General features: G+C 67.8%; 15 protein-coding genes. 7 read left to right on the forward strand and 8 right to left on the reverse strand.

Annotation, left to right across the window (positions count from 1 at the left end):
* Nucleotides 1-5 precede the first annotated feature (5 nt).
* The 3 genes from EG799_RS03665 to EG799_RS03675 all read right to left on the reverse strand — a co-directional run bounded on the left by EG799_RS03665 (nt 6) and on the right by EG799_RS03675 (nt 2,961).
* Complete coding sequence (locus EG799_RS03665; RefSeq protein ID WP_123878648.1) at nt 6-779, reverse strand: tetratricopeptide repeat protein; 774 nt, start codon at nt 777-779, stop codon at nt 6-8.
* 110 nt (nt 780-889) lie between these two features.
* A complete protein-coding gene (locus EG799_RS03670) occupies nt 890-2,056 on the reverse strand; it encodes a glycosyltransferase family 4 protein (protein WP_123878650.1) in 1,167 nt (388 codons plus the stop codon).
* On the reverse strand, nt 2,053-2,961 hold the full coding sequence (locus EG799_RS03675; protein WP_123878652.1) for an alpha/beta fold hydrolase: 909 nt from the start codon (nt 2,959-2,961) through the stop codon (nt 2,053-2,055). Before EG799_RS03675 ends, EG799_RS03670 begins: the two co-directional genes overlap by 4 nt.
* 68 nt (nt 2,962-3,029) lie before the next feature.
* On the opposite strand from EG799_RS03675, the gene EG799_RS03680 reads away from it, so the two are divergent.
* The 3 genes from EG799_RS03680 (at nt 3,030) to rarD (ending at nt 7,111) form a co-directional block, all read left to right on the forward strand.
* Nucleotides 3,030-4,436: a protein adenylyltransferase SelO family protein gene (locus tag EG799_RS03680; protein WP_123878654.1), complete on the forward strand. Its 1,407-nt coding sequence runs from the start codon at nt 3,030-3,032 to the stop codon at nt 4,434-4,436.
* A gap of 86 nt (nt 4,437-4,522) precedes the next feature.
* Nucleotides 4,523-5,941, forward strand: coding sequence for a succinylglutamate-semialdehyde dehydrogenase (gene astD, locus EG799_RS03685; RefSeq protein WP_181950868.1), 1,419 nt, complete (start codon nt 4,523-4,525; stop codon nt 5,939-5,941).
* Between the two features lie 243 nt (nt 5,942-6,184).
* A complete protein-coding gene (gene rarD, locus EG799_RS03690) occupies nt 6,185-7,111 on the forward strand; it encodes an EamA family transporter RarD (protein ID WP_123878658.1) in 927 nt (308 codons plus the stop codon).
* On the opposite strand, the gene pyrC is transcribed toward rarD, so the two are convergent.
* Nucleotides 7,108-8,145 carry a dihydroorotase gene (gene pyrC / locus EG799_RS03695; protein WP_123878660.1) on the reverse strand — a complete coding sequence of 346 codons (1,038 nt, stop codon included), beginning with the start codon at nt 8,143-8,145 and terminating at the stop codon, nt 7,108-7,110. The genes rarD and pyrC overlap by 4 nt on opposite strands.
* Nucleotides 8,146-8,360: 215 nt before the next feature.
* On the opposite strand from pyrC, the gene ygfZ reads away from it, so the two are divergent.
* Nucleotides 8,361-9,095: a CAF17-like 4Fe-4S cluster assembly/insertion protein YgfZ gene (gene ygfZ / locus EG799_RS03700; protein WP_123878662.1), complete on the forward strand. Its 735-nt coding sequence runs from the start codon at nt 8,361-8,363 to the stop codon at nt 9,093-9,095.
* 244 nt (nt 9,096-9,339) lie between these two features.
* Here ygfZ and EG799_RS03705 read toward each other — a convergent pair whose 3' ends face one another.
* A complete protein-coding gene (locus EG799_RS03705; protein ID WP_123878664.1) occupies nt 9,340-9,948 on the reverse strand; it encodes a TetR family transcriptional regulator in 609 nt (202 codons plus the stop codon).
* 52 nt (nt 9,949-10,000) lie between these two features.
* Here EG799_RS03705 and EG799_RS03710 point away from each other — a divergent pair, with 52 nt between their 5' ends.
* Complete coding sequence (locus EG799_RS03710; RefSeq protein WP_123878666.1) at nt 10,001-10,882, forward strand: metal-dependent hydrolase; 882 nt, start codon at nt 10,001-10,003, stop codon at nt 10,880-10,882.
* Nucleotides 10,883-10,892: 10 nt separating this feature from the next.
* Here the strand turns inward: EG799_RS03710 and EG799_RS03715 are convergent, their stop codons facing one another.
* The 3 genes from EG799_RS03715 to rplU all read right to left on the reverse strand — a co-directional run bounded on the left by EG799_RS03715 (nt 10,893) and on the right by rplU (nt 12,498).
* Nucleotides 10,893-11,480: a GNAT family N-acetyltransferase gene (locus EG799_RS03715; RefSeq protein ID WP_181950869.1), complete on the reverse strand. Its 588-nt coding sequence runs from the start codon at nt 11,478-11,480 to the stop codon at nt 10,893-10,895.
* Between the two features lie 165 nt (nt 11,481-11,645).
* Nucleotides 11,646-11,915, reverse strand: a complete 270-nt coding sequence (rpmA, locus tag EG799_RS03720; protein ID WP_123878668.1) for a 50S ribosomal protein L27 — start codon at nt 11,913-11,915, stop codon at nt 11,646-11,648.
* Between the two features lie 64 nt (nt 11,916-11,979).
* Nucleotides 11,980-12,498, reverse strand: coding sequence for a 50S ribosomal protein L21 (gene rplU, locus EG799_RS03725; protein ID WP_123878670.1), 519 nt, complete (start codon nt 12,496-12,498; stop codon nt 11,980-11,982).
* Between the two features lie 205 nt (nt 12,499-12,703).
* Between rplU and EG799_RS03730 the strand changes: the two genes are divergently transcribed.
* Nucleotides 12,704-13,207 (forward strand): hypothetical protein, encoded by a 504-nt coding sequence (locus tag EG799_RS03730; protein ID WP_123878672.1) that lies wholly within the window; start codon nt 12,704-12,706, stop codon nt 13,205-13,207.
* A 10-nt stretch (nt 13,208-13,217) separates the two neighbouring features.
* Nucleotides 13,218-13,901, forward strand: a complete 684-nt coding sequence (locus EG799_RS03735) for a Crp/Fnr family transcriptional regulator (protein ID WP_123878674.1) — start codon at nt 13,218-13,220, stop codon at nt 13,899-13,901.

The following is a 13,901-nucleotide window of genomic DNA, read 5'->3' on the forward strand; positions in this document are numbered from 1 at the left end:
AGTTCTCATTCGACCAGCTGCGCGGAGCCGCCACGCGGTTGCTGTTCGCGGAAATCCTCCAGCAGCGCGTCGACGTCATCGATCGCATCATAGCCGAGCGATCCGGCCATCTGGCGCGCGCGGAAACGAATCGTTTCGGGCACGTCCTCGTCCTTTGCCAGCTGCGCGAAAAGCGGGCCGGCCTGATCTTCCTTGCCCTGCTTCAGATAGGCGTGAGCGACCAGTTCCCCGGCGCTGCCGAAGAAATCATTGCCGGCGCTCGCCAGCGGGCCGAGCCGATCGATGACTTCCTGCGGATCGAGCTGATCGAAACGCGCGGTGACAGAGCGGATCGCCGCGACATTGCGCAGTTCCTCCGGCACGTCGCCGTTACCGGCCACCGCATCGTACATCCGCGCCGCGTCCTCGCCGCGTCCCGCCTCGGCGGCGATCCCCGCACGCAGCATGGTGGCGGTGACGGCTGCGCCGCCCTCTCCATCCGCCAGAGCGGCCAGTTCCCGATCGGCCTGATCGGGATTGCCGGCGTCCAGTTCGTCGATCGCCTGCACGATCTGTTCGGAACGCCCCTCGAGATCGCCTTCGCTGCGATCCTGCCAGAACAGCCAGCCGCCGAAAGCGGCCAGCGCGACGACAAGGGCGATGCCGAGGGGCCATCCGTATTTCCTGGCGAAATTGCCCACCTCGTCGTGGCGGACGGCCTCGTCCACCTCGCGCATGAACATGTCCTGTTCGGCATCGCGCTTGGCGGGTGGGTTGGGGGGAGTGGGTTGAAGGGCCACGGATCTCGTCTAGCGTCTGGTCAGGCAGGATTGCGGCTGCGTCCATAGCGGATGGGCGCGGCTTTTCAATTCCTGTCGGCGTGCCTGTCCCCGCGCCCGTGAACGCCCGCTTAAGCCTTGCCGGCCGGCGCCGCCTCGCGCGGATACTTCTGCATCAGGCCCCAGTAGAGGGCCCGGTAGCGTTCGATCATGCGGCGCTCGTCGAACTCCTCGCGGGCCTTGTCGCGGTTGGCCCTGCCGATACGCCTGCGGGCCTCCGGGTCGGAGGCGAGCCGGGTGAGAGCCCGCGCCAGCTCGCGCTCGTTGCCGGGATCGACCAGAAAGGGGCCGTTGTCGCTCGCCACCATGCTGGCGATGTCGCCCACCCGCGGGGCCACGACGGGAAGACCCGCCGCCATCGCCTCAACCACGGAAATGGGAAACTGCTCCGACTGACTGGAGAGCGCGAAGATGTCGAACAGGCCGACCGCCTTCTGCGGTTCCGCGACGAAGCCGGGCAGATGCACGCGGTCTTCCACGCCCCGCGCCTCGGCCTCGGCCAGAAGCGCGCCGCGCTCTGGCCCGTCGCCGGCAATGACGAGGTGCCAGTCCTCGTCCTGCCATTCCATCGCGCGCACGAGCACGCCCTGCTGCTTGACCGCGCGCAGGCCCGCGAGCGATCCTATCCAGAACTCGTCCTTGTGCTTGAGCAGGCCGGGAAAGACGTCGCGTTTGGGTGGCGCGGCGAAGGCACGGGTGTCGATGCCATTGGGAATCAGGCGCACGCGGCTGCGCGGCTGGTCCCAGACCCTGAGAGCGATGTCCTCCAGCGTCCTGGAAGGCACCACCAGCGCCGCCGCCCGGCCCAGCGCGATACGGCGATACCAGTTGCGCCTTCGTTTCAGCCGCTTCGCCTCGTCCTCGTTGAAGCCATCCTCATGATGGACGAGCGGGGCGAGGCTGAAAGCATCGGCGAACACCGTATGCGCCATCGCCGCGTCGATCGCGCCCCAGTTGTAGGTGCAGATGAGATCGTATCCCGCCATCGCCTGCGCCAGCGCCTTCAGCCTGCCGGGCGTCGGCTTGCCCTGAAGCGCCGGGAACCGGGGCCAGGATATCTTCGGCCCCTTGCCGATCATGTGCGCCGCGCCCCGCTTTTCCAGATCGCCGCTGACGATGGCGTGATCGACCTCCTTCCCCCAGGCATTGATCAGGCGAACGGTGCGCAGCTCCTTGCCGCCCGCGTCGAAGGTCGAATGCAGGTGGAGGATCCTGGGGCGGGTGCGCCTGCCGCTCATGCGACGCGCGCCAGCAGGCGGGCGATGGCGTCCTGCGCCACCGGTTCCTCCAGCGTGGGGGCATGGCCGACACGCGGTACGGTCACGGCATCCATGTCGGGCATTTCCTCCTGCATCCGCCGAAAGGTGGCGGGCGAAACGAGATCGGACAATTCGCCGCGCAGGGCCAGCACCGGCCGACCGCGCAGGGCACGGAACACCGGCCATATGTCCGTTGCCGCCCCGCTCGCGGCGGCGGCACGATCGCCACCTTCGTCGTCACCGTCGCCGTCGCCATCGCGCGCGAAGGGATCGGCGATCTTCATGTCGTAATCGTAGGCGATGCGTCCGTTGCCGCCCACGCACATCAGGCGCTTGGCGAGCCGCAGCCAGTCGGCGATCTCGTAATCCGGATGCGTCTTGTCCGAGGCTTCCTTCAGCGACCAGGCCGCGTGGATCCAGGTCGGATAGCTGCGCCCCTGCCCGACCTGATCGCGGATGCGGGCAAGCCCGTCCTCCTCGATATGCGGACCGACGTCGTTGAGCACGACGGCGGCGAAGCGGCGGGGGTCGCCCGCAGCGGTCATCATCGTGACCAGCCCGCCCAGCGACGTGCCGATCGCCACCACGCGGTCCAGCCCCGCCGCGTCGAACAGGGCGGCAATGTCCTCGACATAATGCGCGGGCGTGTAGCTTGCCGAATCGCGCGCGTAATCGCTGTCCCCGCGGCCGCGCAGTTCACAGGCGATGACGCGCCACTCGCCGGCGAAGGCATCCGCCACCGGCTCGAAATCGCGGGCGTTGCGCGTCAGGCCCGGAATACACAGGATCGGCGGACGGTCATCCCGGCCCGGATAATCGCGGTAGTGCAGCGTCAGCCCGTCCGCGCTCTGCCAGCTTTCGTCGGAATAGGCGGCTTCGCCCACGAGCAACCCCTTGTGTTTGCAAGACCCCGGCCTTGCGGCGGGGCGGTTCGCGGGCCACTATTGATAGGATGCGCGAAGAACCGCAACCCGCCCCGTACCGCGCCGATCCCCAAATCACCAAGGTCGCGCGATTCCTTGCCGATCCGGTCTCGGCGGCATCGTTTCCCAAAACGACGCTGCGCTTCCGCAACGCGCGCTGGGCCGGGGCGATCGGTCTCGCGGCACTCTCTGACGAGGCGTGGGTGCGCCATTTCGGGCAGTTCGAACCGCTTCCCGAAAATCTCCCGCAACCGCTCGCCCTGCGCTATCACGGGCATCAGTTTCGCACCTACAACCCCGACCTCGGCGACGGTCGCGGCTTCCTGTTCGCGCAGATGCGCGACGGTGCGGACCGTCTGCTCGACTGCGGGACGAAGGGAAGCGGCACCACGCCCTACAGCCGCGCAGGCGACGGGCGGCTCACGCTGAAAGGCGCGGTTCGCGAGATCCTCGCGACCGAAATGCTGGAGGCGCTGGGCGTCAACACTTCGAAGACCTTGTCCGTCATCGAGACGGGTGAGGAACTGCAGCGCAGCGACGAACCCAGCCCCACCCGCTCCGCCGTGCTGGTCCGGCTAAGTCACGGCCACATCCGTATCGGCAGCTTTCAGCGGCTCACCGCGCTGGGCGAAGAGGACCATCTTCGGGCGCTGGTCGACTATTGCATCACCACCTACCCCGGCCCGCCACCGCCGCCCGATGCACCCGATCGCGACAATCCGGCCATCGTGCTCATGCATCAGGCGAGCGAGCGACTGGCCGACCTCGCGGCCAGCTACATGGTCGCAGGCTTCGTCCACGGTGTGCTCAACACCGACAACATGAACATCACCGGGGAAAGCTTCGATTACGGTCCGTGGCGCTGGCTGCCCCGGTGGGAACCGGGTTTCACCGCGGCCTATTTCGATCATACCGGCCTCTACGCCTTCGGCCGCCAGCCCGAGGCGATCCGCTGGAACCTCGGCCAGTTGGCCATCGCCCTGCGCCCGCTTGCGGAGTCGGCGCCGCTGATCGCCGCGCTGGAGCGGTTCGGCCCGCTCTACGGCGAAGCCATGACGCGGCGCTTCTGCTGGCGCCTCGGCGTCGCGTCGCGCGGGCCTGAAGCGGATGCCGAGCTGGTCGAGGCGGGCGAGCGGACAATGCGGCAGGAGGGTATCGGGCCCGACGAATTCTTCGCTCGCCATCGCGGTGGCCATAACGCGGGCGGATTTCTGGCAGAGGCGCTCGCCGATCATGCGCCCGGAGATGATCACCAATCCGAATGGTCGGACGCGGCCCCGGTATCCCTGCTGATTGACGAGGTCGAAACCATCTGGGACGCCATCGACCGGCGCGACGATTGGGAACCGCTCGACCAGAAGATCGCTGCGATCAGGCACTTGGGGCAGGCGCTCGGGAAACCGCCTCGCCCGCGCGGCCTGTCCAGCCCGTCTTAACCTTTTCCGGTAACGCCGGTTTTGCGCGGAATGCCTACTGCCTCTAAGGGCGTCAGAGAGAAACCATTAACGAAGGTCCGAACCGCTTGTCCAAGACCCAGGAACTGATCTCATACGAACCGGCCACCGGCACCGAATTGTGGCGCGCACCCCACGGCGATGTGGACGAGACGGTCGACCGCGCCCGCCGCGCCTGGCCCGCCTGGGCGGCGCAGCCGCTCGCCAAGCGGATCGAGCTGGTGCGACGCTTCGCCAACGAGGTCCGCAAGGACCAGGAGGAGTTCGCCACGCTGATCGCGAGGGAGACGGGCAAGCCGCTGTGGGAAGCGCGCACCGAGGTCGAGGCGGTGATCGGCAAGGTGGAAATTTCCGTGCGGGCCTATGCCGACCGAACCGGCCAGCGAAAGCTCGACAGCGCGTTGCAGGGCACCGCGGCGCTGCGCCACAAGCCGCACGGGGTCATGGCGGTGCTGGGGCCGTACAATTTCCCCGCGCACCTGCCCAACGGCCATATCATTCCCGCCCTGATCGCGGGCAATGCGATCATCCTCAAACCGTCGGAAAAAACCCCGGCGGTGGGCGAAAAACTGATTTCGCTGTTCCAGCGCGCCGGCATCCCCTCGGCCATCGTGCAGATCCTGATCGGCGGGCCCGACGAGGGCAAGGCGCTGGTCGCGCATGACGGGGTGGACGGGGTTCTGTTCACCGGCAGCGCGCAGGTCGGCATCGCGATCAACCGCAAGCTCGCCACCGATCCGGGAAAGATCGTCGCGCTGGAGATGGGCGGCAACAACCCGATCGTCCTGTGGGATACCCCGAAGATCGAGGACGCGGCCGCGCTCATCATCCAGTCCGCCTTCACCACCGCTGGACAGCGCTGCACGGCAGGTCGGCGGCTGATCGTGAAATCCTCCATGTACGACGAGGCGGTCGAGGCGGTTAAGAAGCTGGCCGATCGCATCATCGTAGGCGCACCGTTCGACGAGCCGCAGCCGTTCATGGGGCCGGTCATCGACAACTCCACCGCCGATCAGCTGGTGGAAAGCTTCGTCTACCTGATGTCGAACGGTGGCAAGGCGATCAGCCACATGAAGCGACCTGACGACGACCTGCCGTTCCTGCGCCCCGCCATCATCGATACGACGGCCATGTCCGAGAGGCCGGACGTGGAGCTGTTCGGACCGCTGTTGCAGGTTATCCGCATGGACGATTTCGACGAGGCCATCGCCGAGGCCAACGCGACCCGGTTCGGCCTGTCGGCTTCGCTCATCGGCGGCTCACCTCAGCAATACAGCCGGTTCTGGGCCAATATCCGCGCCGGTATCGTCAACTGGAACCGGCCGACCAACGGGGCGTCCTCCGCCGCGCCCTTCGGCGGGGTCGGCTATTCGGGCAATCACCGGCCGGCGGCCTACTACGCTGCGGATTACTGCGCATATCCCGTGACGAGCACCGAAATGGAACAGCCGCGCGCCAGCGTCGGGGTGGGTTTCCGGGGCTCCTGACCCGGGAAAGGGAAAAAAGGCGCCCGAACCGTGGTCCGGGCGCCTTCCACGCGGCTCTCAAGAACACGACCCGGAAAGCCGCGCACCGATGGCGATCCAACAGGGAAGACCGCACCGATTTCGAGTATGTCGTCGCTCCTCTTTTCGTGAGCTGTTGGTTCATGTATAGCGGCATGAAGCTGAACGAACCGCAACATCACGTAAGGCTTGCTGGCAAGGTTCTTCCCGCCTAGCGCGCTGCCGATGAGACAATCCGAAATCGGTCGCGGCAGGGCGCTGCTCTATGGCCTGGGCACTCATGCGATCTGGGGCTCGATGCCCGTCTACCTGCTGCTGGTCCACAAGGTGCCGCCCGTCGAATACGTCGCCTGGCGTACTCTCCTGACCATGCCGATCTGCCTGGCGGTCGTCTGGCTGACGGGCCGGGCGGGAGAGTTGCGCAGCGTCTTCGGCAACTGGCGCACGCTGCGGACGCTGACCGCGACGGCCACGCTTATCGCGGTCAACTGGCTGGTCTATGTCTGGTCGATCCAGCAAGAATACGTCTACGCCGCCAGCCTCGGCTATTACGTCCTGCCGTTGAACATGATGCTGCTCGCGCGCGTGTTCCTGAAAGAGCGGCTGACGGGGCGGCAGAAGGTCGCCGTCACCCTGGCCGCGATCGGTGTCGGCGCGCTGGCGACCGGGGCGCTCACGACCCTCTGGATCACCATTACGCTGGCGACGTCCTTCGGGGTCTACGGGCTTCTCAGGAAGACCGTCGATGCCGGCCCCATCGTCGGATTGACGGTGGAGGCGATCATCCTCTCGCCGGTCGTCCTCGTCTATTTCGCCTGGCTGGAGATCGCCGGGCCGGGCATCACGCTGGGCCGCGACTTCTGGGAGAGCGTGGGCATCGTGCTTGGCGGACCCTACACCGCGATTCCGCTGATCCTGTTCGCCACCGCCGCGCGCGCGCTGCCCTACACTGTGGTGGGCTTCCTCCAGTTCATCTCGCCGACGCTGATCTTCATCATCGGTCTGACGGTGTTCGGGGAGGAGCTGAAGCTGGCGCAGCTCGTCTGCTTCGTGCTGATCTGGGCGGCGATCGCGCTGTTTACCTGGGATCTCTGGCGCAACGCCCGCCGCCGCCCCCAGGCGATGGAGGCGTTGCAGGGCACGCAGGTCTAGCCGTCCAGCCGCCAGCCGAGCGTCTCGCCCGCGTGGAACGGCACGAGCGCCGTGCCGCCCGCATCGAGCGTCTCGGGCACCGATACCGGCTCGCGCCGGAACGTCACCCGCCCTTCGTTCAGCGGCAGGCCGTAGAAGCGCGGGCCGTGTTCGGAGGCGAACCCTTCGAACCGCTCGAGCGCGTCGTCGGCCTCGAACACGGCCAGGTAGCTTTCGAGCGCAAACGGGGCGTTGAAGATGCCGGCGCAGCCGCAGGCCGATTCCTTGGCTTCGCGCGGATGGGGCGCGCTGTCGGTACCGAGGAAGAACTTCGTCGATCCGCTCGTCGCCGCTCGGCGCAAGGCGAGACGGTGCGCCTCGCGCTTCGCGACCGGAAGGCAGTAGGCATGGGGGCGTATCCCGCCGACCAGCATGGCATTGCGGTTGATGTGCAGATGCTGCGGCGTGATCGTGGCCGCCACGTTAACCCCGGCCCCTTCCACGAAGGCGACGCCATCGGCGCTCGTCAGATGCTCGAACACCACTTTGAGCTGCGGCAGGTCGGCGATGAGCGGGGAAAGCACACGCTCGATGAACACCGCTTCACGATCGAAGATGTCGACGTCGTCATCCGTCACCTCGCCGTGGACGCACAGCACCATGCCGATCTCGGCCATCGTTTCCAGCACGGCACGGATGTTGCCGATGTCGGTCACGCCATTGGCGGAGTTGGTCGTCGCACCGGCGGGGTAGAGCTTGGCGGCGGTGAACACGCCGTCGGCGAAGCCGCGTCGCACCTGTGCCGGCTCCGTATCGTCGGTGAGATAGCAGGTCATCAGCGGTTCGAACGCCATGCCTTCGGGCACCGCCGCCACGATCCGCTCGCGATAGGCCCGGGCCGCCGCGACGCTGGTCACGGGGGGCGAGAGGTTGGGCATGACGATGGCCCTGGCGAACTGGCGCGCCGTGTGCCGCGTGACCGCTTGCAGCATGGCCCCGTCGCGCAGGTGGACATGCCAGTCGTCGGGGCGGCGGATGGTGAGCGTTTCGGTCATGCGGGCATCGTCGGTTCGGGCGGCGGGGGGCAAGGTGTGACAGGTGTGACAGTGTCCTGAAGCGAAAGCGCGCCCGCGCCGTGCGGAGAGCGCGGAGGCGCCTTGCGGCCGTATCGAAGGGATGCGCGACAGGAGGACATGGCGCGCCCCATGACACAGACCATGCCCGTAGGACAGGACTTGATTCGCCCGGGCCACGCGCCACCTTCTCTACCATGCCAGCCACCCGCCTCGCCAACCGCGCCGTCATCCGCGTTGCCCCCGCCGCCGAGGGAGAGGACGCCGCCGCCTTTTTGCAAGGACTGCTGACCAATGACGTGACCGGAGACCTGCCCGCCTATGCCGCCCTGCTGACCCCGCAGGGCAAGACGATGACGGACATGCTGGTCTGGCGCGAGGGCGAGGCGATGCTGCTGGAATGCGAGGCGGCCCATGCCGACGAACTCGCCAGGCGTCTTTCGCTCTACCGCCTGCGCCGCAAGCTGGACATCGCCCGCGACGAGACGCTGGCCGCCTACTGGTCGCCGACACAACGGGAGGGCTTCGCCGCAGACCCGCGCCTGCCCGCGCTCGGCTGGCGCAGGATCGCGCCGCTGGACGACAGCGTGGCGGCGGGCGACGGGGCCTGGCTCGACCATCGCCTCGCCGCAGGCGTGCCCGAAGGCGCGGACGAAATGGCCGACATATTGTGGCTCGAAACGAACGCGGTCGATCTCAACGGCGTCAGCTTCTCCAAGGGCTGCTATATCGGGCAGGAGAACACCGCCCGCATGAACTGGCGGCAGAAGGTCAACCGCAGGCTGCTCGTCGTGCCTTACGATCGCAGCGATGAGAAGCGTCGCAAGGCCGCCTACCCCGAGCGCGGCTACGCCGTCGATCACCTGCGCGTCGCGGATATTCCGGCGAAGCTGGCGCCCGGATGGATGTCGCTCGAACCGGCAGAGGAATAGTCGGCCCCCGTCGCGACCGATTACCGGGACAAGTCGGCGTTCCGACGACACCGTCCGACCCCGCAAGGTGTTTTTCGAAACTTGCCCGCGCCGGCAAGGACGCGGCCGCGATCAGGTCGGCCCGCGGTTCATCGACATCGTGCACACGCAAGTCACGGTCTCCGATGCCCAGGTCAGGCCACCCCGCTCGCGAATATCGCGAATATCGCCGCTGGTCCGCCTGCCCGGATAGCCGGTTCGTGCCTCACGCGCCTTCCCGGGCTTCCACGAAGGCCGCGACCAGCATCGCCTCCGCCCGCTCGCGCGCGCTGGAGCGCGCGACGGCGAGCGAATCGGCCAGCATGTCGCCCAGGAGCGCGTCGCCCAATGCCATCAGCACGAGGGTGAAGGTGATCTCGTGAATTGCGCGGTCGGCCTGCGGACGCGAATCGTGATCGGCTTCCTCGGGGATGATGTCGTCGATCAGCTGGTGGATCGTCTCGACGACCGGGTCGAGCGCGTCCTCGTTGCCCGATGCGAGCATCCAGCTCGCCAGCGCGCCCGCGCCCTCCCGTCCGAAGGCATCGAAGGTCAGGTCGACCACCTCGCGCGGGGAGCCGATGCCGGCCCGCGTGGCACGCACGGCATCGCCGATGGCGTCGCACACGGTCTGCGCCAGATGGGCGGCAAGCGCCTTCTGCAAACCCGCGGCCGATCCGAAGTGATGAAGCAGATTGGCGTGGGTGCGCCCGATCCGCCCCGCCACGGCCTTCAGCGTGACGCTTTGCGGACCCTGCTCTATCAGCAACGCGCGGGCGGCCTCCAGAGCGGCGGCGCGGCTTTCCTCCGGAGACAGGCGCTTCCTTGTTGACATGAATGTAAGCAACCCCTATTTACATGTCTGACAGTAACATCGGAATACCGCCATGACCACTGCGACCACCACTCCCCCCATAACCGTGCGCGATCGGCGCTTCGGGCGCAACGGTTCGCGCGATCTCGCCGTGCAACGCGGCAAGGCCCGCTCGACCACCGACATCGTCGGCACCGCTTTCTTCACCGCCCTCTCGCTCAGTTTCCCGCGCGGGGAGGCGATGTTCATCGAGGCGGTGAAGGCGCATCGCGAGGGCACGCCGGAGCGGCTGCGCGAGGAAATCCGCCTGTTCATCAGGCAGGAGGTCAACCATTCGCGCGAACACCTCGTCTTCAACCGGATGGCGGCCGAAGCGGGTTACGACACCGCGACGATCGACGCGCGGGTGGAGCGGCTGGTGCAGCAGGTCTACGACCAGCCGGCCATCGTGCAGCTGGCGATCACCATGGCGCTCGAACATTTCACGGCGATGTTCGCGCATGAATTTCTCGCCAACCCCGATTCCATTGCCACCGACGCGATGGAGGATCGCGCGTTGTGGCTATGGCACGCGGCCGAGGAGATCGAGCACAAGGGCGTCGCCTACGACACCTGGCTTCACGCCACGCGCGATTGGAGCGCTTTCAAGCGATGGAGCGTTCGCTCGCTCATCATGCTGCGCACGAGCGTCCGCTTCCTCAAGAACCGGTCCCAGGATGCACTGGCGCTGCTGGAACAGGACGGCTTGACGGGTTGGCGCGCCAAGGCGGCGCTGCTGCGCTATCTGGTCGCGCGGCCCGGCCTGCTGCGCCGGGTGTTTCCTGCATGGCTCGCCTTCTTCCGCCCGGGATTCCATCCGTGGGACGTCGACGATCGCGCCCTGATCGCCGGCTACGACGAAGGCTTCGCGCGAAGCGGTTTTGCCGATGCGCGGATGGAACCGGCGGCGAGCTGAAGCGCCTGCCTCACGCCGCCGCCGGCACCATCCGCCCTCGCGGTTTCGCCGGATCGCCTCGGTCCTGCCCGGCTTCGTGGTTGCCGGTAGCGCTCAGATCGAGCGCGTATTCGGGCGCCGCCACCGGATTCCCGCCCCGCCCCGGGCTGCTGTAGCACGTCGTCCGGCCCGTCGGACGAAAGCCGGCGTTGCGCAGCACGCGGCCCGATGCCGGGTTGTCGATAGCGTGCCGGGCGACGAGGCGGGCATGGCCGCACAGCTTCGCCAGATCCGCCATACCCCGCAGCGCTTCGGTCGCGATGCCGCAGCCCCATGCGGGGGGCGTGACCCAGTAGCCGACATGCGCCTCGCCCGCCTCGTCATGCAGACCGACCCCGCCGACGATCGCACCGCGCGCCCCGGGCACGGTGACGACAAGGCTGGGAAGATGAGGATTGCGCCGCTGCGCCACGAAGGCGTGGGCATCGGCCTCGTCATAGGGCCAGGGCAGACGCGCGAGCATGCGGGCGACCGATTCGTGCGCAATCGCCGCCGTCAGCTCGCCCACGTCCTCGGACCAGGCGGGCCGTAGCAGCAGCCTCGGGGTTCTCATAAACATCGCATGCTCTCCTCGCTCAAGCGTATAGCGCCGCCATGTGACGGGCATCTTGCGAAGGAGAGTGCAAAAAAGGAGACGGGGGCGGCCCCATCTCCTTCCAGCTTTCCGGTATCGAGGACCGGAAGGGGCCATCCCGCAGGACGACCCCTTTATCGGATCGTCCGGTTATTCGGCGGCGATCGCCATGCCGTCGACCGAGACGTATTTGCGGCCGAGCTTGCCGTCGTGGAATCGCACCTGACCCTCGACCAGCGCGAACAGCGTGTGGTCCTTGCCCATGCCGACATTGGCGCCCGGATAATACTTGGTGCCGCGCTGGCGCACGATGATGTTGCCCGCCAGCACGTGCTCGCTGCCGAACTTCTTCACGCCGAGGCGACGACCGGCCGAATCGCGACCGTTCCGCGATGAACCGCCAGCTTTCTTATGTGCCATTGCGTCGTACTCCGTTTCGTCTTCGCTACCCGGACGGGCCGGGGAAAATCACAATGCCGCCGGCTTATTCGCCGTCGGCCTTACTGGTGGCGGCCTTCTTCTTGGGCGCGGCCTTCCTGGCGGTGGTGGTCGCCTTTTCCTCGGTAGCCTTGGTGCCCTTCTTCGGCGCGGCCTTCTTGGCTTCCCCCTTGGGCGCCGCGGCCTTCTTCGCCAGGTCCTTAATTTCGGCAGCCGTGTCGGCGTCGTCCGCCTGCCTGGCGGCAGCCTTCTTCGCCGGAGCCTTGCCTTCGCCGACCGCGGTGATGCGCAGCAGCGTCATCTGCTGCCGATGGCCGTTCTTGCGGCGATAGTTGTGCCGGCGACGCTTCTTGAAGACGACGACCTTCTCGCTCTTGGCCTGGGCGATGATCTCGGCCGAAACCGTCACCTTCGCCACGTCGGCGAGATCCGCGCCCTCTCCGGCGAGCAGGACATCGCCCAGCTCCACCGTGTCGCCGGCGTCGCCCGCCAGCTTCTCGACCGCGATCTTGTCTCCTTCGGCGACGCGATACTGCTTGCCGCCCGTGCGCACTACTGCGAACATGGTGCTCAAATCCGTTTCTACTGGTGTCTTCCCGGCGAACCGACCCGATGGCCTGCCCGCGGCAATGACAAAAAGGCGCCCACAGGGCACCGGAAAGAGCGCTGCCGTTAGGCCAGTCGCGCGGGGCTGTCAACGGCAAGATGGCCGCCGACCGGGTCAGACCGCGCTGGAAAGCGCTCCGTCCCGGATGTAGGGACACGGGGGTATGATGCAAGCGCGCTTCCTGCCACCCCTGCTCGTCGTCGCCGCGCTGCTGTCGGCCTGCGCCGGGCCGGAGCGGCCCTACCCCTCGCTCGCGATCCGCGACGTCGAGCGCGAGGGGGGCGCGTTCGACGCCCCGCCCGCCCCCGCGATCACGCCCGATCCGCCCCGGTCCGCCACGCTCGACCGGCTCGAATCGCTCGCTGCCGACGCGCGCGCGGCGCACCGCGCCTTCCTGGAGATCGAGCCGACCGCGCGCGCCCGCGTCAATGCCGCCGGCGCTACGGGAAGCGAGAGCTGGGCGGTGGCGCAGGTCGCGCTCGGCACTCTCGAGACGCGGCGCAGCCAGGCGCTGGTGGCGATGGCCGATCTCGATCGCCTCTACGTCGAGGCGGCGACTTCGGGCACCGACCTGTCGCGCATCGCCCCTGTCCACGCGGAGATCGACGCCCTCGTCGCGCAGGAGAACGCCACGGTCGAGGCGCTGGCGGCGCGGCTCGACCGGTGAGGCGGCCCGCGTGACGCTGGCCTGCGCCACGTGTCCGGTGCGCGACCGCGCCGCTTGTTCGGTGCTGACCGAGGCGGAGCGCGATGCCCTCGCCCGCGCCGGACGCACCCGCCGCCTGTCGCGGGGCGAGGTGCTGTTCGCCGCCGGCGACGCGGATGCGGCCTGCGCCACGCTGCTGGACGGCGCCCTCAAGGTGACGCATCACGACGCGGACGGCAACGAGCGCATCCTGGCGCTGATCCACCCCGCGGGATTCACGGGCGAGCTGTTCGCGCCATTCGCCGGTCACGATGTCGTCGCGCTCACCGACAGCCGGCTGTGCGTGTTCGCCAGGCGCGACATGGAGTCCGCGCTGAGGGCGCACCCCGCCCTGGCGGAAGCCCTGTTGCGCCGATCGCAGGAAGATCTGCACGCGGCGCGCGCTCTGCTCGCGCTTGGCAGCAACCGCAGCGCCGTGGCGAAGGTGGGGGCGCTGGTGCTGGCCCTGGCAGAAGGCGCCAGCGATTCCCCCTGTCACCCGGCAGCCGCGTTCGACCTGCCGCTGACGCGGGGCGAGATGGCGAACATGCTGGGGCTCACCATCGAAACCGTAAGCCGCGCCCTGACCCGGCTGGAGCGGGACGGGGCGCTTCGCCGCACGGGTTCGCGCGGGATCGAGCTGATCGACCCCGCGCGGCTGGGCGAGACGATCTGA

The organism is Aurantiacibacter spongiae (genome assembly GCF_003815535.1).
Lineage (GTDB): Bacteria > Pseudomonadota > Alphaproteobacteria > Sphingomonadales > Sphingomonadaceae > Alteraurantiacibacter > Alteraurantiacibacter spongiae.